This window comes from Gilliamella sp. ESL0443, from assembly GCF_019469165.1.
Taxonomy (GTDB): domain Bacteria; phylum Pseudomonadota; class Gammaproteobacteria; order Enterobacterales; family Orbaceae; genus Gilliamella; species Gilliamella apicola_E.
Genome location: NZ_CP048263.1, coordinates 377,293 through 399,389, shown reverse-complemented (window position 1 = coordinate 399,389; position 22,097 = coordinate 377,293). Strand labels below are relative to the sequence as shown.

Genomic DNA, 22,097 nt, shown 5'->3' with positions numbered 1-22,097 from the left:
CATGATTTATCAATTAGAAAATCTAAAACCACAAATTAATTCTAAGTGTTTTATTGCTAAATCAGCAGACATCATTGGTGATGTTATTTTAGAAGAAGGCGTATCTATATGGTTTAACGCAGTTTTGCGAGGTGATATCGCAACTATTCATATTGGTAAAAATAGTAATGTTCAAGATAACAGTACTATTCATACAGAAACTGACTTTCCCTGTATTGTTGGTGAGAATGTCACCGTTGGCCATAATGTTATTTTGCATAGTTGTAATATTGAGGATAATAGTTTAATTGGTATGGGAAGTACTATTTTAAACAATGCTAGAATTGCCAAAAACTGCCTAGTAGGTGCAAACTCACTAGTTACACATAGTCTACCTTATGAGGAAGGTTGTATGATTATGGGATCTCCAGCTAAAATTATTCGTAAACTCACAGATGAAGAAATTCAAGCAAATATTAAAAATGCTCAACATTACGTGTTGAATGCAAAAAGATTTAATCAAACCTTAACGCTATCGAATTAATAGTTGCTAATAAATTAGTTTTTATACACCTTTCACGCTATGAGTAGGTTCAATTTATGATAAAATACTCAAAATTTTTAATTAAGATAGTTTTTAGGTACGTGTTTGAAAAAATCTAAAATTACAAGAAGACAGATTGTTGCACAATTAATTCTATTATCATTAATAGGCCTGTCTGTTTACTTATTTTTATCACTGTTTACTTACAACCCATCAGATCCTGGCTGGTCACGTACAGCTTGGCACTATCCTATTAGCAACTTAGGCGGTTATATTGGTGCATATATTTCTGATATCTTATTTCAGTTTTTTGGATTAATCGCCTATAGTTTACCGGTTATTATTATCTTTTTTTGTTTACAATTAATGGGTTACTTTTACCGCCATGCCAGTGATCCTATTAACTATTTTAGTGTTTCTTTCCGAATTATCGGCATTTTAGCTTTTGTACTTAGTTGTTGTGGTTTTTTTGCTCTTAATATTCGCGATCCAGAACAATTCCAAGCAGGTGGTTATTTAGGTTCGATAGTAATTGAAAGCCTTCTACCTGTTATGAGTAGCTTAGCTACCTCTCTAGCTTTGCTTGCAACAACACTAGCATGTATTACGCTTTTAACTGGTTTCTCTTGGCTTTATCTGTTTGAAAAAATTGGTGCTTTAGTTATGTTCATCCTGTCACCAATAAAATGGTTATTTACTCCGGATAAAGTTTCACAACCAGCTGATTCGAAGCAAGAAGACAAATTAACAACAGAAAAACAGCCTCAATTTGATCTACCTATTGATGTTGATAGTAGTGATAATATTGACTCAACCAAATTGGCGACAGAATCAGATATTAGTACAACTAAACCTATTTCATTAAAAGATGATGAAGTATTTATAAAAACAGCTGCTCAATTATTGCAATCTATTGAGGCAAATACATCTCCTAACGAAACTAACCAACCGACTAAAGATATATCTAAAAAAGAAATGGATCCTGACGCGATTTTAGCGCGAATGGAAACTATTTTGAAAAATATGAATGAAAGCACCACGAGTGATATGAGTTCAACAGAATCTGATGGAGAAATTAATAGTCGTGAGGCCTTAGAACCTTTTGAAGAAGATAAATACGCTATTGCCGATGCACCAAGTAAACCTTTATTCACTATGGAGCATAATGAGCCAAAAATTAATCTAAATCATATTGCATCTCAAGATTCAGTTGATCCAATTGTAATCGAACCTTTAGCGGAAACATCACCAAGTATTACACCTGAATATCATAATACTAATGATATTCCAGCCGAATTTGAGATACCCGAAGATGTTGATATATCACTTCTTAAAGAAGAAAACCCTCTCATTGATGACATATATCAAAATGAGGTAGTAAACGAATCAAATGAACAACAAACTAAAAATGAAATAAAAGAAGTTACGGACGAGGATGAGGATGAGGAAGAAAGCCTTATTCATCCTTTGCTAAAACGCAATGATAAGCCTTTACCTAAACCAACAACACCGTTACCTTCGTTAAATTTATTAACGCCACCACCAACAACTCGAATTGAAGTTGATCACGCGGCATTAAATGCAATGTCAGAGCAAATCGAAAAAAGCCTCTCTGATTATCGAGTAAAAGCTAGAGTTGTCGATTATTTACCTGGCCCCGTTATTACTCGCTTCGAAATTGAACTTGCACCAGGCATTAAGGCAGCAAGAATTTCGACACTTGACCGAGATTTAGCTCGCTCATTATCAATGCCTTCAGTACGGGTGGTCGAGGTTATTCCAGGTAAACCGTATGTCGGAATTGAATTACCAAATAAAAATCGACAAACTGTTTATTTCAGAGAAGTATTAGATAGTCCACAATTTAAAAATGCACAATCTCCTTTAACAATTGTATTAGGAAAAGATATCGCAGGACAATCAGTGGTTGCAGATTTAGCTAAAATGCCACATTTATTGGTTGCAGGAACGACCGGTTCAGGTAAATCAGTAGGTGTTAATGCCATGATATTAAGCATTTTATACAAATCACAACCTGAAGATGTTAGGTTTATAATGATTGATCCTAAAATGTTAGAACTATCTATCTATGAAGGGATTCCTCATCTATTGACTCAAGTAGTAACTGATATGAAAGATGCGGCTAATGCTCTTAACTGGTGTGTTAATGAAATGGAGCGTCGCTATCGATTGATGTCAGCATTGGGCGTTCGTAACATTGCTGGTTTTAACGAAAAAATCAAACTTGCCGAAGAAATGGGACGACCAATTCCAGATCCTCTTTGGAAACCCACTGATAGTATGGATCTTGAAATGCCAACGCTTGAAAAACTTCCATATATTGTGGTTATGGTGGATGAATTCGCCGACTTAATTATGGCCGTTGGAAAAAAAGTCGAAGAGCTCATTGCACGACTTGCACAAAAAGCTCGAGCGGCTGGCATCCACTTAGTGCTTGCAACCCAACGCCCATCAGTTGATGTAATTACTGGTTTAATTAAAGCCAACATACCAACTCGAATAGCATTTACTGTTTCAAGCAAGATTGATTCACGTACAATCCTAGATCAAATGGGGGCAGAATCACTTCTAGGTATGGGTGACATGCTCTATTTAGCACCAAATAGCTCAATTCCTATTCGTGTTCATGGCGCATTTGTACGTGATGAAGAAGTTCATGCAGTTGTACAAGATTGGAAAGCGCGTGGCACACCTAAATATATCGAGAATGTAACAGTTTCAACTGATGATAATGAAGGTAATAGCTTCGATATGACCGACGAAGAACTCGATCCACTTTTCGATCAAGTAGTAGCATTTGTGGTTGAAACCCGTCGAGCATCAATATCAAGCGTCCAACGCAAATTTAGAATTGGTTACAATCGCGCTGCTCGAATAGTAGAACAAATGGAAGTTGAAGGGATTATAAGTGCGCCAAGCCATAATGGTAATCGCGAAGTACTTGCACAAGCATCACCTAATGATTATTAGGCTAAATTTCAATAGTAAACCATTTAACTAATAAGATAGTGTGTCACTATATAAAATTTTAAGTGGTCTGCTTTCTAAATTTTAACCAGTAAATCATTGATAAAATTGCGCCTATTATTGCTATACCGGCTAAGGCAAAATAGGCGATTATCATCGACCATTTCAAACTAATTATTCCAACAATAATTGGAAATAGCGTCATACCTAGTGCATAAATAGCTTGAAATAATCCCATGGCAGCAGAACGAGCATATGATGGCACATCTATCATCGCTTCAAAATTTAAAAACGAAAATAGTATACCCGTCCCTATACCAGGGATAATTTGCAATAGAAGAATATTATAAACAGAAGAGACCTGAGGTACTAAAATACAATAAAGTGCTAGTAATAGAAAAGATAAAATTACCCAGCTTGAAATTCTCATCAGATTAATCCACTTAGTCGCCCCCAATTTAGCAAATAGAACTGAAGATAACATATAGACAATTGAAGAAATGCCAATTGAAGAAGCACTTCCACCTAAATCACTCAATATCTGATTAGTAAAAGACATTGTGGTAGACATTTGAATCCCTTGCTGAATTAGAGCAAGAAATGAGAAAAACAATAATTTTCGATTACATAATGCGCTAAACAAAAGATGATAGTTAAAATCATGATGGATCTTTTCCGGATATTTTAGCTTTATTGCTAAAATAAAAGCCAATAACCCGCTAAAGCAACTAAGCACACAAATTCCTACCATATGAATATAATCATACAATAATGTACTTGTTAAAAAGGCTAAAAACACACCTAGATTATTAACCATTATAATTAAACTAGTTGCATACCCTTTTTTAGATTTGGGATAAAAACCTAAAAAAAGCACCATAAAAGAGATCCACATTGCACTGGCGAAACCTGAAATTATATTACCAACGAGAAAACCAGTTCCATTCGGTTCAATAATACGAATCACTGATGCAATTCCAGCAAAAAAGGTGCCTAATACAATAAAAATTTTATGTTTCTCTTTTACATTGGCTAATAAACCAACCGGCAATCTTAAGAATAATTGCGAAAATCCATAAGCACTAACCACCATTCCGATCATAGTAGTCGATATATTCATCGCCGCAAGATAAGGGGTTTGATAAGGAATATAGATATATTGCGCATACCAGAAAAAAAACACAATACACAACAATAAATAAGACTTCTTCTTGGCTGACTTCATTTATCCACAATTTTAATACTGATAATTTTTTGCTCTAAAAATATATCTAAATAAATTATTTAGCAATAATTATGACAAACTTGTCTAATTTTTTAAACTATGCTAGCTTGAAGTGAATTAAAAAGTGATAAAAATTGAACTTACTAAATTCATAATAAAAACATCTTAACTTTATGATTTATATAATAATGATAATTTTTAGTGTATTAAGCTTTTTTATCAATGAATAACCATTCTTTAAGTAATGGAGAAAATAATGGACTATCAAAAAATTGCACAGCAAATACTTGAATTAGTAGGCGGTAAAGAGAATATTATCAACTTAACACACTGCTTTACTCGCTTACGGTTTCAATTAAATGACAGTAAAAAAGCTAATCGCGAAAAATTATTACAGACAGAAGGTGTGATTTCCGTTGTTGAAAGTAGTGGACAATACCAAGTAGTATTAGGCAATAAAGTCACCAAAATTTATGAGCAACTCCTCCCTCTAATTGGCGAGTTAGAACAAAGTAATCAAACGGAACCTAAAGTTTCATTAGGGGTAAAAATACTTAATGCTTTTGCAGCTATTTTTACACCAATCATCCCAGCTATTGCAGCATCAGGTATGTTAAAGGGAATTTTAGCTATAGCGGTTATGATAGGTAATTATTACTATCAAACTGATATCAAAACTTATAACACCTACACGATTTTACATGCTGCATCAGATGCAGTTTTCTACTTCATGCCAATAATACTTGGCTATACCGCTGCTAAAGTATTTAAAGCACATGAATTTATATCGATGATAATTGGTGCAACATTATGTTATCCATCAATTGTCAATTTAATGGCTAGTAAAACTGAAGTCACTCTGTTTACCATTGAATTAACCAAAGCAAGTTACACGTCTAGCGTTATCCCAATTATATTAGCGGTATTTATTTTAAGTTATGTACAAAGATTTTTGGAATATATTATCCCTGAAGTATTAAAAATTATCATGGTGCCAACTTTTTCATTACTTATCATGATACCAGCTACTTTACTTATTTTCGGTCCTATTGGCATCTATATTGGCGAATTTATAAACTGGATCTATTACTACATTATGGGCGTTAGCCCTATATTATTAGGAGCATTTATTGGTGGTGTATGGTGTATTTTAGTCATCTTTGGCGCACATCGTGCTATTGTACCAATCGGCATTAATGACGTAGCTCAAACTGGACGCCAAAACTTACTTGCTTTCGCTGGAGCGGCGAACTTTTCACAAGCTGGAGCCGCATTAGGTGTATTTTTCAAAACCAAAAATAAAAATTTAAAAACCGTTGCCGCATCGGCAACAATCACAGCCTTGTTCGGCATTACCGAACCCGCGATTTATGGCGCTAACTTAAGATTGAAAAAACCAATGATTTGTGCGGTTGTGTGTGGTGCACTTGCTGGAGGATTAATGGGTTGGGGAGGATCTTATGGTACAGCCTTTGCCAACCAAGGGGTATTAACAATACCTGTTTATGCGGAAGCAGGTACAAAAGCGTTCTTATGCTATTTAATTGGTATAGGCTTTGCATTTTTTGGTTCATGCATTATGACAATGATTGTTGGATTTAATGACATACCAAACGAAAAAGAATCAAAAACAATTCAAACTCCATTAACCACTGATACAACTATTCTATCGCCTGTTGAGGGTGAGGTCATTGCCTTAAATCAAGTCAAAGATGAAGTATTTGCTTCAGGAGCGATGGGCAAAGGGATCGCGGTTTATCCTAAGGTAGGAGAAATAGTTGCACCAGCGGATTGTACAGTATCAGTACTCTACCCTACTTTACATGCTATTGGTCTAACATTAGATAATGGTATTGAACTGTTGATTCACATTGGAATTGATACCGTTAAATTACAAGGTAAATATTTTCAATCCTATGTACAAGCAGGTCAACACATTACAAAAGGAACCAAAATAGTTTCATTTGATATTGATAAAATAAAAGAATTCGATTTAACGACTTCGATTATTGTTGCTAATTCAGATCAATATAAAAATATAGAATATTGTCAAAAAGGTCACGTCAGTAAAAAAGACAATTTATTATTTATTCAAGTTTAGAGGTTAATATATGAAAGCTTTTGCTAAGGATTTTTGGTGGGGAGCATCATCTTCTGCTTTTCAAATTGAAGGTGGATGGGATGCTGATGGAAAAGGGATGACCGTTGCTGATTATAACTCATTTCAACGCTCTGCAGTGCAAGCCGATAGCAAAGTTGCCAGTGATTTCTATCATCATGTAGAGAGTGATATTGCTTTGTTTAAAGAATTGGGATTAAAGACTTATCGTTTTTCAATATCATGGGCACGTATTATTCCTGATGGGGACGGTGAAATAAATCAAGCTGGGATTGATTTTTATAATCGAGTAATTAACGAATTAATCAAAAATGATATCATTCCATTTATTACCCTTTATCACTTTGATTTACCATTTGCCTTAGTTGATAAATATAATGGTTGGCAAGGCCGCCGTTGTGTCGATGCGTTTAGACGCTATGCTCAGGTCTGCTATAAAGCATTTGGTGATCGGGTAAAAAACTGGCAAATCAATAATGAACAAAATTTGATGATTCGTGTTAATGAACGAATGAACATGTACAAAGTCGCACCAGCCGACACAGAAAAAGTGAGAGCTCAAATGGATTATCACATGTTTGTTGCTCATGCGATGGCAACAAATGATTGTCATGAACTAATTGCTGGAAGCAAAGTAGGACCAGCGGTATCATCCACCATGACCTATCCTGCAAGTAATAAACCAATGGATGTTTGGGCAGCTAAAATGAATGATAATTTTAAAACTAATTATGCCCTAGATATGTACTGTTTTGGTGATTATCCGGGATACTATAAACATTATTTGCAACGTTGTGGTATCTACCCTATCACACAACCAGAAGATGCCGAAATATTAAAACAAGCTAAACCGGATTTTATTGCCGTAAATTACTACCGAACATTAGTCGCAAGCTATTTACCGGAAGATGATGCTCATCCATTTGGCACTAAAGAAAAAGATATTGATTTCGATCTATATGGCTATTTCAAGATCGAGAAAAACCCAAATTTAACCGCTTCTACTTATGGCGCACAAATTGACCCGATGGGGTTGAGACTAGTATTAAATGAATATTATCGCCAATATCGTTTACCATTAATTATTACTGAAAATGGATTAGGTACTCCAGATACATTAACTGCTGACAATAAAGTACATGATGATTATCGAATTGATTATATCAAATCGCACATATTAGCTTGTCATGATGCAATTGAAGATGGGGTTAAACTATTTGGATATTGTCCATGGTCAGTAATTGATTTACTAAGTTCTCATCAAGGTTTCAAAAAACGTTATGGCTTTGTTTATGTTGATCGAGATGATCATGACTTAAAAACACTTAATCGAATTAAAAAAGATAGTTTTTATTGGTATCAGCAAGTCATCAAAGATAATGGTATTAAAGATTAAAAACAGGGATGGGCTTTAAAAAAGCCCATCATGATAGTTGTTGAAACAAACAGCTATACTGGAAATGATTGTTTGCCTAATCTCTTGTCATAACTTCAAATATGAACTACATCACTGTATTAGCCTGATAATAATTAAGTTTTAATGTAAATTAGATGATTTATAGATATGGAGTGATATTGAATTTTTGAGTTGAGGAACGGGGTTTTTGAGGCAAATATAAACACTAATTTAACCACTTTAGTTAGTCAAAAAGTAAAATAGTGCATTATTATGAAAGTAAAGGAAAATAGGATTGATAAAATCAATTATTTCTCAATCCTATTGATTAGCAGATAAAATTTAGATTTGAGCTAGTGCTTGTTCTAAATCATTAAGAAGATCACTGATATCTTCAAGACCAACCGAAATACGTAATAATTGATCGGATATACCTGCGGTTTTACGTGCTTCAGCACTAATTCCTGAATGAGTCATAGTTGCAGGATGACAGATTAAACTTTCCACGCCACCAAGTGATTGGGCTAATGTAAATATATTGAGTGCATTTAAAAATTTCGGCATAACATTAGCATCACCTACTAATTCAAAACTTAGCAGTGAACCAAAACCTTTTTGTTGTCTTTTCGCAATATCATGTCCAAGATTTGAAGGTAATGATGGATGAAAAACTTTTGCAATTTTAGGGTGATTTGCTAAAAATTCTACCACTTTTTGCGCATTTTCTTGCTGTAATTTAACTCTTGCTGCTAGCGTTCTTAAACCACGTAATAACAAATAACTATCAAATGACGAGGTAGATGTTCCGATATTATTGGCCCACCATAGTACATCCGTTGCTAATTGTTGATCTTTAAACACCAATATTCCAGCGAGTAAATCTGAATGGCCATTTAAAAACTTAGTACAAGAATGGCTAACAATATCAGCACCAAGCTCTAATGGTTTTTGTAAAATTGGCGTCATAAAGGTGTTATCGACTAAAACCAAAGCACCAACCGCATGAGCTTGTCGAGTGATCGCTTCTATATCGACAACTCGTAACAAAGGGTTACTTGGTGATTCAATTAAGACTAATTTAGGTTTTAAGCTAAGTGCTTCTTTCAAAGCAACAGAATCTGATTGGTCAACAAATTTTGTTTTAAAATAGCCTTTTTGACTCAAACTATTAAATAATCGATAACTACCGCCATAACAGTCATGAGGCGCAACAACAACATCATTTGGACTAAGTAAGGCAACGCTAATTAGATGTATTGCTGACATACCGCAATTAGTTAAAATAGCATCCGCCCCACCTTCTAATTTAGCAACGGTTTCTTCGACTAATCGTCTACTTGGATTGGATTTGCGACCATAATCAAACTTCCTCGGTGTTGCAAACTCTTCATAACGATAACATGTTGAAGGCGTAATAACAGGAACTACGCTACCAAATTGATCATCTGTATTAATTCCACCACGAACAGCTATCGTGCCTTGGCTAAAATTAGCACCTTGTCTTAGATTTTTAGAATCACTAGCCATAACAACCTTCCTACCAAGCATTTTATATATCTAATAATTGTATAAGAATAGCACAATAAAAAAAGACGTCAACATGTCTAGACGTCTAACTATCTTGGTGTATAGATTGCAGCTAAATAAAAAAAACGCTAAAATTACCCACATTATTTGTGATGTGATTTGGTGAAAAATATGATGGAATGGAACGGCGATTATATCAGCCCTTATGCTGAACATGGTAAAAAAAGTGAACAAGTAAAAAAAATTACAGTCTCAATTCCGTTGAAAGTACTTAAAATATTAACTGATGAGCGAACAAGGCGACAAGTCAATAACTTACGTCATGCAACGAATAGTGAATTATTATGTGAAGCCTTTTTACACGCTTATACTGGTCAACCACTCCCTTGTGATGAAGATCTTCAGAAAGATCGTGATGATGGAATTCCACAACAAGCACAAAAAATGATGAGAGATTTAGGCATCGATCCGGATTTAATCGACGAATGATTGAATTAAAATAAAATAGTAGATACAAAAAAGGCGCTTAAAGCGCCTTTTTGACAACGTTAGTTTAGTAAAACTATTTTTTACCACCAACCATTGCAAAACGTTGTTTGAATTTATCAACACGTCCGCCAGTTGCAACATCACGTTGTTTACCAGTATAAAACGGGTGACATTCACCACATACGTCAAGATGAATATCATGACCAATAGTTGAATGAGTTTTAATTGTGTTACCACAAGAACAAGTTGCTGTAATTGCAGTGTATTCTGGATGGATACCTTCTTTCATAATAAACCTCTAAAGTTTGTTCGTATCGCTATATAAACGGCTTAATCGCAAAATCTATACACCATACGAGTGTTAAATAACATGATAAGGGTGCGAATTATACGTCCTATATGAAAGATAATCAAGTAATAATCGACCAATCTAAACCGGTAATTGCCCGATAGTTACTTGAAGTTCAATCTTTTCTCCATTTCGTAAAACTAATATGGGGACGATTGTTCCTGGTTTCAACTCTGCAATTTGATCCATAGTTTCTACTATGGATTTTACTGGTTTATTATCAACCATAATTAATATATCATTTGCTTCAACGCCAGCCTGTAATGAAGGTCCTTCAGCATTGGTAACTAATATACCTAATACCTTCGGTAAATCACTAGGATTTTGCGTTGGGGCGAATTCTAACCCATCAATGCCAATATAGCCTCGAATCACTTTCCCATCTTGAATTAATTTATCCATTATTTTAACGGCTAATGCTGTTGGGATGGCAAAACCAATTCCTTCAGGAACATCATTACCGAGATTTTTAGCAAATGTCAATGTATTAATGCCTACCAACTCACCTTTAGTATTTACTAAAGCTCCACCTGAATTACCATGATTAATCGATGCATCAGTTTGAATAAAGTTTTGTCGACGATATGGGCTTAATCCGTCACGCCCTGTCGCACTAATAATACCTTGGGTAATCGTTTGACCGATGTTGTATGGATTACCAATAGCTAAAACAACATCACCAATTTTTGGGTCTCGTTTAGAATTAATAGGTATGACCGGGATATTAGTTGCCTCTATTTTAAGCACTGCAATATCAACCAACTTATCGGAACCTACAGGTAATGCTTCAAAAATTCGACCATCTTGCAAGGCAACAATAATTTGTTCAGCTCCATCAACAACATGATAATTGGTAATGATATAGCCATACTCACTCATAATTACACCAGAACCTAGCGGTGTAATTGGGCCATCTTGTGATTGTTTTGGAACAGAATTAATCGATCGACTGTAGATATTTACTACTGCTGGAGCAGCAATCTTAACCGCGTCAGAATAACTCATAGGTTCTTCATTAAAAATAGATCTGGAAAAATCTGATTGTGTTCCATTTCTTAAAGAAGGGAAAATAATGAGTAATACTATCGCTAACACACCACCAATTAATATTGGCCAAAGAAACTTTTTAAGCATAATTATTATATAGATGAGAATAGTTGATAAGATTCTATCATATCTAACTGATGGTTAAAATGAAGTTTTCGTCGATGCAAAGCATCGACGATTTTTAGCTATATAATTACTTAGCGTAAGATAAGATATAGACGGCTATCTCCTCGGACAATATTTAAAGCGATTGCAGAAGGATTGCTATCAATCACTTTACGTAGTTCAGAAATACTATTAACTCTAGACTTATTGACCCCAGTGATAAGATCACCTTCTTGTAAACTTAAACGTGAAGCAGGAGAGTTTTTAACAATACTCTCAATTAATACACCTTTTTGTCCTTTTATATCACCATTAACAAGTGTTGCACCTTCAAGTGCTGGATGTAAAGATTTTGCTTCGGTACTGGATGCATCACCGTTTTTCAATTTAACCTCAACAGAAATCTCTTTGCCATCTCGAATCAAACCTAATTTAACTGTACGACCAGCTCCAGTTGTCGCGATTTTTGCGCGTAACTCTGCAAAACTATCAACCGGTTTACCGTCCATAGAAATGATGACATCACCAGATTTAATTCCTGCCTCTTTTGCAGCAGAATCATCTATAACTTCACTAACAAAAGCACCTTTTTGTACTTCAAGGTCAAAAGCTTTAGCAATATCTGATGTTAATTCATTACCTTTTATACCTAAAACACCTCGTTTAACTTCACCATACTCAATAAGTTGAGACGTCAAACTTCTAACCATATTACTAGGTATAGCGAAACCAATTCCTACATTACCCCCACTTGGCGCAATAATAGCAGTGTTTATCCCAACTAGTTCACCATTTAAGTTAACTAAAGCACCACCGGAGTTACCTTGGTTAATTGACGCGTCAGTTTGAATGAAATTTTCAAAGCCATCCATACTTAACCCACTACGAGCTAACGCAGAAATGATACCTGAAGTAACAGTTTGACCGATACCGAATGGATTACCAATCGCAACAACGTAATCACCAACTCGCGTTTTATCTGAGTCAGCAAGTTTGATTGAGGTTAATTTTTTTGCATTATCCACTTTTAATAAAGCAATATCACTTTGTGGATCTTTACCAATTAGTTTTGCTTGATATTCATGACCGTCATTTATTACTACCGTAATTTTATCGGCACTATCAATTACATGATTATTGGTAACAATATAACCTTTTTCAGCATCAATAATGACACCAGAACCTAATCCCGAAAAAGGCCTAGATTGACTATCCGGATAGCCGAAAAATCGTCTAAATTCTTCCGGCATATTATTTTGCATTTGAGCAGTACCTTCAACTTTAATACTTACTACCGAAGGTAAAACGGTTTCCAACATTGGTGCCAACGATGGTTGTTGTTGGTTATTATCCGTTGGTAAAAATGGGAATGCCGCATTGGCATTAGATAATGTAGCTAAACTTAAACCTAAACTTAATGCAATTATACTTAATAATTTTTTTGGTTTTCGTAAAGAATGACTCATCATAAAACTCTCTTATTTAAGAAATTTGATATTTAAAACATAAATAGCCTAATAAAACTAAGAAATGTTGAAAATTAATTAAGATTTCACTTCATCATTTTTGAATAATCCTGAAGGATTATCTGAATAGTCTTTAGGCTGCTTTTCAAGTGTTAATTCATTTTTGACACTGATATCATTATTGACAGCTTCTAAATCAATCATAGGCATATCATCAGAAGTTACAAATTGCCCAGAAGTTTCAGCAATATGTTGATATAAGCGACGAAAATCTTTGGCCATATTATCCAATATTTCAGCACTATGAGAAAAATGTTTAACCATCATCTGTTTTTGAGATGCTAATTCTTCTTGGGCTTGTTCCAATTCGCGTTTAACTTTGGCATATTTACGTCCTTTTTGAGAAACAAAATTGGTGAAAATTATACCCACAATAAAACCAATTATTAGGCCGATGATAATATAGGTCATCATACTTTTATCCATATTTCACTCCTGTATCTTCTCATTTATTATTTCTAAATATTGTTTAGCTTATTTTGCATGGTTAGCAAGTTTTATCAATTGTTTTTTTAGTTTTTCAGGTGCTTGCTCAGCCAAAGCATTTAAATATATTGCTGTTTGAATCGTAATCACATTATTAATTTTAGCATTCTTATTTGAAAAATTAACTAATTGTGAGTTATTTGTCGCAATAGTGGGATTAATCTTATATTGAATAGAGGATAACGAAGGTAAGATTTTTTGACGTATACCTGAAATCAAATTACTTTGTTCGTATTTTATTCTTGTTAACCAGTTAGCTGAACTAACTTCAAGAATAAGAATACCTTGACGATAATTTGCGACTCTATATTGCTGATTCAACGGTGCTGGAAGCAATTCATCAATAACCTTCGTTAATTGACTCAGTGCTAATGTCCTTTCTTTTATTTGGGATAATAAAGCCCCTTGTGACAAAAGGCTGGTCAACATTTTTGGCTCATTATCACGCATGAATTAGGCTCATCCTTAGTTCTTGCTAAAATTAAAACAAATCTATTTTTAATATAAATAACTCAATACTCAATAATTTACCTGATCTATTCAAAAAAGTCGTGTAAAAAAATAATATTTACACATTATTTGAACTATTAAAAATGAAATAAATAATAAGGCTAATTAAAATAATTATTCAATTTCAAAAAAATAGGTAGAATCAAAAATTTTGATCCTACCTATGTTAGTTATTATTAATTATTTGTTAGTTATCTAGTTATGATTAATTAGTGGTACTTTGATTAACTTGGTTCTCGCGAATAAATGTCCAAAGCACAATTGCACCGATTACATCAAAGAAAGCTAATGCAATAAAGAAAGGACCAAAACCAATTATGCCTACAAATGCACCAATGAAAAGGTTAAATATTAATTGACCTGTCCAAGCACAAGCACCGGCCATCCCAACTGCTGTAGCAACCTGATTTTTCTTAAATAAATCGCCGCCTAAAGTTGATGCTACAGTAGATAATAATTGATGTGAAAAACCACCAAGGCTGATTAAAAATACCGCTAAGTATGGGTTTTCAACAATACTAACAAAACCAATGGTCATCATTAACACAGCGCCGATGGTAAAGGTGATCAATCTTGAATTGATTAATGATATTCCACGGTCATTAAAAAACTTCGCAACAAAACCACTTGCTAAACAGCCTAGATCAGCCATCAAAAACGGTAGCCAAACAAACATAGCAATTTCTTTTAAACTAAAGTGTAATGTTTCAACGAAGAAAATTGGCACCCAAAAATTGATTGTCCCCCAAGCTGGATCTGCAAGAAAACGTGCAATACCAATACCCCAGAAATTACGCTGAGTAAGGATCGTTTTTAAAGATACTTTTTCTTTATCATTGTCTAAATATTTTTCTTGACCTGCTTCAATATATTCTCTTTCTTCAGGAGACAATATTTTTGAATCTTTAGGGTCACGATAAAAAATAAACCAAGCAAGAGCAGCAATTAATGCTAACGAACCAGAAACAACGAAAGCAAATTCCCAACCTTGGAATAAAATACACCAAGCGATTAGAGGGGGAGCTAACATAGCACCAAAAGATGTCCCCATATTAAACACACCTGATGCGATCCCTCTTTCTTTTGCAGGGAACCATATAGAGGCAGTTTTTATTCCTGCTGGGATAGCTGATGCTTCACTAAAGCCCATTACACCGCGCATGAAAGCTAAACCTTGCCATGTACCTGTCAATGCATGACCCATGGTTGCTAATCCCCAAATTACCGCACAGATAGCAAACCCAAGTCTTAGACCTATAGTATCAATAAAAAAGCCCATGATAGGTTGACCTATTGTATACGCTAACTGGAATGCGCTAACAATCCAAGAATATTGCTCTTTAGTAATACCTGTGGTTTCTAAAATTGTCGGCGCGGCAACTCCTAATGCCGTTCGATCAAGATAATTGATTATTGTAATAGCACAGACAAGTAAAATCATGTACCACCGAAATTTTGGAATTGTTCTCATTTTATTTCCTTCATCTTATTTATTGTTAATTCGTGTTATTTAGAAAAATAATGATTTGCATTGTTAAAACAAATATTTCTAATCATGTTGCCAACTAAGTCAAAATCTTCAGGAATTTCTCCATTTTCCATCCAATTCCCCACCATATTACAAAGAATTCGCCTAAAATATTCATGTCTTGTAAATGATAAAAAACTACGGGAATCAGTTAACATACCGACAAATTGACTTAATAATCCCATTTGAGAAAGTTGCATTATCTGACGTTCCATTCCATCTTTTTGGTCATTGAACCACCAGCCCGAACCAAATTGAATTTTTCCTGCAATATTTGAACCTTGAAAGTTACCAGCCATAGTCGCTAAGACCTCATTATCACGAGGGTTTAGACAATACAAAATAGTTTTAGGAAGTTCATCAGTTAAGTCCAAAATACCTAATAATGAAGAAAGTGGTTCAGCAATGGGTCTATCGCCAATCGAGTCAAACCCAGCATCAGGACCAAGTATTTTAAACATTCGTTGATTATTATTACGCAAAGCTCCTAAATGTAATTGCATAACCCAATTACGTTTATGATATTGCTTACCTAACCAAACAAGTACTGCTGTACTAAATTGTGCAATTTCCAGTTCAGAAAGGGACTGATTAGCAAGACGTTTTACTATTATTTGATCAAGCTGTTTTTCCGAAGGAATATCAGCATAACGGAGAATTTCGATGCCATGATCTGCAGCTTCACAACCATGTTGTTCAAAATGATCTAATCGTTTGGTTAACGCACAAAGTAATTTTTCAAAACTATTAATTTCAATATCAGTTACTTTTCCTAATTCAACAATATAATCAACAAAGCCTGTTAGTTCTATTTTAAAAACTCTGTCTGGTCGCCAACTTGGTCTTACTTTAGTATTAAATGAAGCATCTAAAGCGATTTGTTTGTGATATTCAAGTGAATCAATAGGGTCATCAGTTGTTCCTACTGCTTTGACATTCATTTGTGTCAAAATACCTCTGGTTGAGAATTCAGCAGTCGCTAATTTATCATTAGCCTCAGACCAAATTTTATCAGCTGTTTTTTCGTTAAGAAGAATATTTTTTATACCAAATGGTCTTTTTAACTCCAGATGAGTCCAATGGTAAATCGGGTTTCCAAGCGTTAAAGGAACAACTTTTGCCCAAGTAAGATATTTTTCATAGTCAGATGCATCACCTGTGATATATTTTTCATCAATTCCAGCTGTCCGTAACACTCGCCATTTGTAATGATCACCTGCTAACCAAATTTCAGCTAAATTACGGAAATTTTTATTTTCAGCAATATCTTTTGGTGGTAAATGGCAATGATAATCGTATATGGGTTGATCTTCAGCGTAATCAAAATAAAGCTTTTGTGCCGCATCAGTTTGTAACAAAAAGTTATCATCTAAGAATTTTTTCATTGTTTTTCTTTCCAATTTATAAAGCTAAATCCTTAATAGTCTGTTTAGCACCTTTTTTCATTAAAGAAAGATAATGTTCTGTTATTTTTTCTCTGAATAATGAATTGGCGGGTAAATCTGATCCAAAAACAGCTTCTAAACTTAATAACGAGTTAACTCTTTCTACCCCTTCATCACTCTCAGCAACAAGTTTTTTCAACTCATCAACCATTGGATCTCGAATATCGATTACTTGTTTATGGTCATCAATACCACCAACATATCGCATCCAACCAGCTACCCCTAAAGCTAGTAATGAAAAATCAGAATTATGTTTAATATGCCAACGGATAGAATCAAGTATGCGTTGCGGTAGTTTTTGTGTACCATCCATAGCGATTTGCCATGTTCTATGTTTTAGTGATGGGTTACTAAATCTTTCAATAAGTTTTTCAGCATATTGTTGTAAATTAACGTGCGAAGGAACATTTAAGGTTGGTGCTTGCTGTTGCATCATTAACGATAAAGTCGCTTTTTTATAATTTTCGTCATTCATACAATCATTGATATGCTCATAACCAGCTAAATAACCTAAATAGGCTAAAAATGAATGGCTACCATTTAGCATTCGAAGTTTCATTTCTTCATATGGCACTACATTATCAACAAATTCAGCACCAGCTTCGTTCCAATTAGGTCGTGAAGTGACAAAATTATCTTCAATAACCCATTGAATAAATGGCTCACAAGCAATACCACACGGATCATACATTCCACCTAAAACATCTTGAATTTCTTCTAAGGTTTCAGATGTTGCAGCAGGAACAATACGGTCAACCATCGTACAAGGGAAAGTTGTATTATTTTCAATCCATTTAGCCAGCTCAAGATCGCGTGCATTCGCTAAATCTAAAATAGCTTTCCTCAAAACTAAACCATTTTCTGGCATGTTGTCACATGATAAAGCCGTAAACGATTTCAATCCTCTTTGCATTCTTCTATATAAAGCTTCAACAATAACACCTGGCGCTGACATAGGTTTACTTGGAGAAGCTAAATCTGCTTTGATTAATTCATTATTCAAATCCAAACCAGTCCCACCAGGCAACATACAGTAACCTTTTTCAGTTACCGTTAATGAAACAATTTCGACAATAGGATCAGCCATTTTTTCTAAAATTGTTTCAATACCGTCTGTTGGTGCTAATAATGATTCTTTTACACTTCCAATAATATAGGCTTGTTTAGATGTCGCGCCTTTTTCAAGCACTGTATATAGATGATCTTGTTTTCTAATATCATTGATTAACTCTTCACCACCAACAATATTTACCTCGCAGATAGCCCAATCACTATTACCTTTATTCAATAAACGATCAGTAAATAGTGCCTGATGTGCTCTGTGAAATGCACCAAAACCTATATGTACAATACGAGCGGTCATTTTCTCCCTATTGTATAAAGGTTTATTTTTGATTGATTGTGGTATTTCTAATAAATTCAACATTTTATACACCGTAATTAACTAACTGCAATATTTATTGGTTAGACATATTTTCATTTGTTGACAAAATTTTCATCTTTATTTTTCAATTTTTGTGATTCGCGTCACATTTTTTGGTTTATTTTATAGGGATGTTTGCTAAAATCTTTATAATGGCCGACAATATTGGTAAACCAATTTAAAGATGTAATGGATTTCTTTTATTATTAACTTAGAGGAGTTTAATAATTAGCGTATAATTATCTTCAATAAACTTAATAGTATTCTGAGGATTATAGATTATGCCAAGAGGCAAACGACTCTATCAAGAAATTGGTAATAAGTTAAAATTGTTATTAAAAAGTGGAACTTTTAAAATTGGTGACCGTCTACCACCAGAAAGAGATATTGCTGAGACCTTTGATGTTAGCAGAACGGTAGTTCGAGAAGCATTAATTATGTTAGAGCTTGAAAAATTAGTTGAAGTAAAAAAAGGCTCTGGTGTTTATGTAATTGGTTTACCAAGCGAGTTCTTGTCTGAAAAAGACAGGGAAATAGAAGAAGAGGATTTTGGTCCTTTTGAATTATTACAAGCGAGACAATTAATTGAAAGTAATATTGCCGCTTTTGCTGCCTCACAAATTGTAAAAGCTGATATTGTAGAGTTAAGAGCTATATTAGAACAAGAACGTCAAATTTTAGAACAAGATGTACTTGATGACTATAGTGCTGATGAAATGTTTCATATTGCAATAGCTCGAGCCACAAAGAACTCAATACTTGAGCGGTTATTAGAAGATCTATGGACAAAACGTTCATCAAGTAAAATGTGGGACCAACTACAAAGTAGAATAACCGATCATAGTTATCGAAAAAAATGGTTATATGATCATGAAAAAATTCTACAGGCATTACAGTTGAAAGATGCAATGGCTGCACGCCATGCTATGTGGCAGCACTTAGAAAATGTTAAACAAACATTAATGACTGTTTCTGACAGTGAAGATCCAAATTTTGATGGTTATTTATTTGACTCTATACCGGTCACTATCGTTAACCAATAGAAACAAATATGCATTGTTTATGGATCTTCATTTTAGAATAATTTTGTAAATGAAGTATCTTTGAGGAGAATTTAAATGGAACAAACAATGCGTTGGTTTGGACCTAACGACCCTGTATCATTGGACGATATTAGACAATCAGGGGCAACAGGAATTGTTACAGCTTTACATCATATTCCCAATGGTGAAATCTGGACAATCGACGAAATTAAAAAACGAAAAAAAATGATTGAAGACAAAGGTCTAACTTGGTCAGTTGTTGAAAGTATTCCTGTTCACGAAGAAATTAAAACCCATTCTGGCAACGTTGAACAACATATTGCCAATTATCAACAATCAATTCGTAATTTAGCCGCTTGTGGTATTGATACTGTTTGTTACAATTTTATGCCAGTATTAGACTGGACTCGCACCGATCTAGGTTATGAATTATCAGACGGTTCAAGAGCTCTACGTTTCGATCAAATTGCTTTTGCAGCATTTGATATTCATATTTTAAAACGACCTAATGCCGAAAAAGATTATTCACAAGAAGATCAGATTTCAGCAAAAAAATATTTTGAAAATATGACGCAAGCCGATAAAGATAAACTTGTTGGAAATATTATTGCTGGGTTACCAGGTGCCGAAGAAGGTTACTCACTAGATCAATTTCGAGCGCATCTTGCAACATATGACGGTATTGATAAAGCTAAATTACGTGAGAATTATGCTTATTTCTTGAAAGCTATCGTTCCAGTTGCCGAAGAAGTTGGCGTTGTTCTGACCGTTCATCCTGATGATCCTCCTAGACCTATTTTAGGTTTACCACGCATTGTTTCAACTATTGAAGATATGCAGTGGATAAAAGAAACAGTTGATAGCATTCATAACGGATTCTGCTTCTGTACTGGTTCTTATGGCGTTCGTAGCGATAATGATTTAGTTACAATGGCTGAAAAATTTGCTGATAGAGTTCACTTTATTCATTTGCGCGCAACAGTTCGTGAAGATAATCCATTATCTTTCCACGAAGGTGATCACTTAGCAGGTGATGTTGATATGTATGGCGTAATTAAAGTGCTTATTGCTGAAGAAGAACGACGTAAAAAAGCTGGAATCAAACGTTTAATACCAGTTCGTCCTGATCATGGTCACCAAATGCTTGACGATCTTAAAAAGAAAACCAATCCAGGTTATTCTGCAATAGGACGCTTAAAAGGTTTGGCAGAAATTCGCGGCGTTGAATATGCGATTAGACGTGCATTTTTTGAATAAAGACTAATCGCCTTTGACTAGAAAAGCCCATAATATTGGGCTTTTTTTAATTTGAACATAAAAATAGCGTGATATACACGCTATTGTTCTTATATAGTTAGAATGTCTTTATTTAAAATCATGATTTTAAATATTTATTATCGATATTTTTTATTTAAAGCAACACCAAAAAGATAGCCGAATAAGCACTGCTTAAAAAACATCATATTAAAGAAAGAAATTTTACTGTCTATCCAATTATTTATTCAAATAAAATATAACCAATAATTGGTGAACCAAATACTACTATTATTTTTAGTCGCTGTATTGAGTTATTTATTGAATTTGTGATGTATATCACAATACTTTCTCAAATTGGTATAATAAGTTTTTTGATTGTCGATAGCTTTAATTAATTTGAAAATATGAGCTATTGAATAAAAATATATTTCTAAAACTTTAATAGCATTATTACAAAAAATGCTATTGGTTCATTGTTGCTTTGACACAATTTATATTTAACAGCTATACTTTAGGGGATATTTTCTACATCTATATCGTTAAGCAGTTTTTTAATAAGCAGTTTAAACATAAGGGGTGTAAAATGGGTATCTTAAATAATATTTTTTCTAAAATATTTCCAAGCGCACAAGCCGCTGTAGGTCATGCAAAAGATGCAGTGAAAGAGCAAGTTGATAAAATCACTGACACCGTTAAAGGCAACACATCAAGTAACAACAAAAATAGTAATACTGAACAAAATCAACAAAATACATCAGAAAATAAAAACCCAATTTCTGAAATCGATGTGATGTCAATTTTAGATAATTTAGCTAAAAAATTTCCTGAAAAACTTAACTGGAAGACATCAATTGTTGATTTATTGAAATTATTAGGTATTGATAACAGTTTAGATGCACGTAAAAAATTAGCAACTGAACTTAATTATACCGGTAGTACAGACGATACAGCAGCAATGAATACATGGTTGATTAAAGAAGTTATGAAGAAAATTGCTGAAAAAGGTGGTAACGTTACTCACTTATTTTCTTAGTCTGGAATGAATACGTGATTTGTCATCCACCTGTTAATCAGGTGGATTTTTTTTAATTTAGTTGAATACAGAAAATAT

The 22,097-nt window shown here is 34.1% G+C and carries 18 protein-coding genes; 8 read left to right on the top strand and 10 right to left on the bottom strand.

From position 1 onward, the window contains the following. The first annotated feature begins 1 nt into the window (after nucleotide 1). Nucleotides 2-523, top strand: coding sequence for a gamma carbonic anhydrase family protein (locus tag GYM76_RS01850; RefSeq protein ID WP_220225694.1), 522 nt, complete (start codon nucleotides 2-4; stop codon nucleotides 521-523). Between the two features lie 105 nt (nucleotides 524-628). Beyond that, nucleotides 629-3,514 (top strand): DNA translocase FtsK 4TM domain-containing protein, encoded by a 2,886-nt coding sequence (locus GYM76_RS11060; protein WP_065563621.1) that lies wholly within the window; start codon nucleotides 629-631, stop codon nucleotides 3,512-3,514. Between the two features lie 58 nt (nucleotides 3,515-3,572). Here GYM76_RS11060 and GYM76_RS01840 read toward each other — a convergent pair whose 3' ends face one another. Next, complete coding sequence (locus tag GYM76_RS01840) at nucleotides 3,573-4,736, bottom strand: MFS transporter (RefSeq protein WP_220225693.1); 1,164 nt, start codon at nucleotides 4,734-4,736, stop codon at nucleotides 3,573-3,575. 256 nt (nucleotides 4,737-4,992) lie between these two features. Between GYM76_RS01840 and GYM76_RS01835 the strand changes: the two genes are divergently transcribed. Continuing rightward, nucleotides 4,993-6,837, top strand: a complete 1,845-nt coding sequence (locus tag GYM76_RS01835; RefSeq protein WP_220225692.1) for a beta-glucoside-specific PTS transporter subunit IIABC — start codon at nucleotides 4,993-4,995, stop codon at nucleotides 6,835-6,837. A gap of 10 nt (nucleotides 6,838-6,847) precedes the next feature. Continuing rightward, nucleotides 6,848-8,251 carry a glycoside hydrolase family 1 protein gene (locus GYM76_RS01830; protein ID WP_220225691.1) on the top strand — a complete coding sequence of 468 codons (1,404 nt, stop codon included), beginning with the start codon at nucleotides 6,848-6,850 and terminating at the stop codon, nucleotides 8,249-8,251. 342 nt (nucleotides 8,252-8,593) lie between these two features. Here GYM76_RS01830 and metB read toward each other — a convergent pair whose 3' ends face one another. Beyond that, nucleotides 8,594-9,778, bottom strand: coding sequence for a cystathionine gamma-synthase (metB, locus tag GYM76_RS01825; protein WP_220225690.1), 1,185 nt, complete (start codon nucleotides 9,776-9,778; stop codon nucleotides 8,594-8,596). A gap of 171 nt (nucleotides 9,779-9,949) precedes the next feature. Here metB and metJ point away from each other — a divergent pair, with 171 nt between their 5' ends. After that, nucleotides 9,950-10,267 carry a met regulon transcriptional regulator MetJ gene (metJ, locus tag GYM76_RS01820; protein ID WP_065563626.1) on the top strand — a complete coding sequence of 106 codons (318 nt, stop codon included), beginning with the start codon at nucleotides 9,950-9,952 and terminating at the stop codon, nucleotides 10,265-10,267. 73 nt (nucleotides 10,268-10,340) lie between these two features. Here metJ and rpmE read toward each other — a convergent pair whose 3' ends face one another. The 8 genes from rpmE to GYM76_RS01780 all read right to left on the bottom strand — a co-directional run bounded on the left by rpmE (nucleotide 10,341) and on the right by GYM76_RS01780 (nucleotide 18,689). After that, nucleotides 10,341-10,556 carry a 50S ribosomal protein L31 gene (rpmE, locus tag GYM76_RS01815; RefSeq protein WP_065563627.1) on the bottom strand — a complete coding sequence of 72 codons (216 nt, stop codon included), beginning with the start codon at nucleotides 10,554-10,556 and terminating at the stop codon, nucleotides 10,341-10,343. 141 nt (nucleotides 10,557-10,697) lie between these two features. Continuing rightward, the gene (degS, locus tag GYM76_RS01810; protein WP_065563628.1) at nucleotides 10,698-11,750 is read right to left on the bottom strand and encodes an outer membrane-stress sensor serine endopeptidase DegS; all 1,053 of its coding nucleotides are present in this window, start codon (nucleotides 11,748-11,750) and stop codon (nucleotides 10,698-10,700) included. A gap of 110 nt (nucleotides 11,751-11,860) precedes the next feature. Beyond that, nucleotides 11,861-13,234, bottom strand: coding sequence for a Do family serine endopeptidase (locus GYM76_RS01805; protein ID WP_065563750.1), 1,374 nt, complete (start codon nucleotides 13,232-13,234; stop codon nucleotides 11,861-11,863). A 78-nt stretch (nucleotides 13,235-13,312) separates the two neighbouring features. Next, the gene (locus GYM76_RS01800; protein ID WP_220225689.1) at nucleotides 13,313-13,720 is read right to left on the bottom strand and encodes a YhcB family protein; all 408 of its coding nucleotides are present in this window, start codon (nucleotides 13,718-13,720) and stop codon (nucleotides 13,313-13,315) included. 48 nt (nucleotides 13,721-13,768) lie between these two features. Further along, complete coding sequence (locus GYM76_RS01795; RefSeq protein ID WP_065734691.1) at nucleotides 13,769-14,230, bottom strand: DUF721 domain-containing protein; 462 nt, start codon at nucleotides 14,228-14,230, stop codon at nucleotides 13,769-13,771. A 265-nt stretch (nucleotides 14,231-14,495) separates the two neighbouring features. Continuing rightward, nucleotides 14,496-15,761 carry an MFS transporter gene (locus tag GYM76_RS01790; protein ID WP_065563631.1) on the bottom strand — a complete coding sequence of 422 codons (1,266 nt, stop codon included), beginning with the start codon at nucleotides 15,759-15,761 and terminating at the stop codon, nucleotides 14,496-14,498. A 35-nt stretch (nucleotides 15,762-15,796) separates the two neighbouring features. Next, a complete protein-coding gene (gene uxaC / locus GYM76_RS01785; protein WP_220225688.1) occupies nucleotides 15,797-17,203 on the bottom strand; it encodes a glucuronate isomerase in 1,407 nt (468 codons plus the stop codon). Nucleotides 17,204-17,219: 16 nt separating this feature from the next. Beyond that, nucleotides 17,220-18,689, bottom strand: a complete 1,470-nt coding sequence (locus tag GYM76_RS01780) for a mannitol dehydrogenase family protein (RefSeq protein ID WP_220225687.1) — start codon at nucleotides 18,687-18,689, stop codon at nucleotides 17,220-17,222. A gap of 278 nt (nucleotides 18,690-18,967) precedes the next feature. Between GYM76_RS01780 and GYM76_RS01775 the strand changes: the two genes are divergently transcribed. The 3 genes from GYM76_RS01775 to GYM76_RS01765 all read left to right on the top strand — a co-directional run bounded on the left by GYM76_RS01775 (nucleotide 18,968) and on the right by GYM76_RS01765 (nucleotide 22,019). Then, a complete protein-coding gene (locus tag GYM76_RS01775; protein WP_220225686.1) occupies nucleotides 18,968-19,729 on the top strand; it encodes an FCD domain-containing protein in 762 nt (253 codons plus the stop codon). Between the two features lie 75 nt (nucleotides 19,730-19,804). Further along, a complete protein-coding gene (gene uxuA, locus GYM76_RS01770; RefSeq protein WP_220225685.1) occupies nucleotides 19,805-20,986 on the top strand; it encodes a mannonate dehydratase in 1,182 nt (393 codons plus the stop codon). A 583-nt stretch (nucleotides 20,987-21,569) separates the two neighbouring features. Further along, nucleotides 21,570-22,019 (top strand): DUF3597 domain-containing protein, encoded by a 450-nt coding sequence (locus GYM76_RS01765; RefSeq protein ID WP_220225684.1) that lies wholly within the window; start codon nucleotides 21,570-21,572, stop codon nucleotides 22,017-22,019. Nucleotides 22,020-22,097 lie beyond the last annotated feature (78 nt).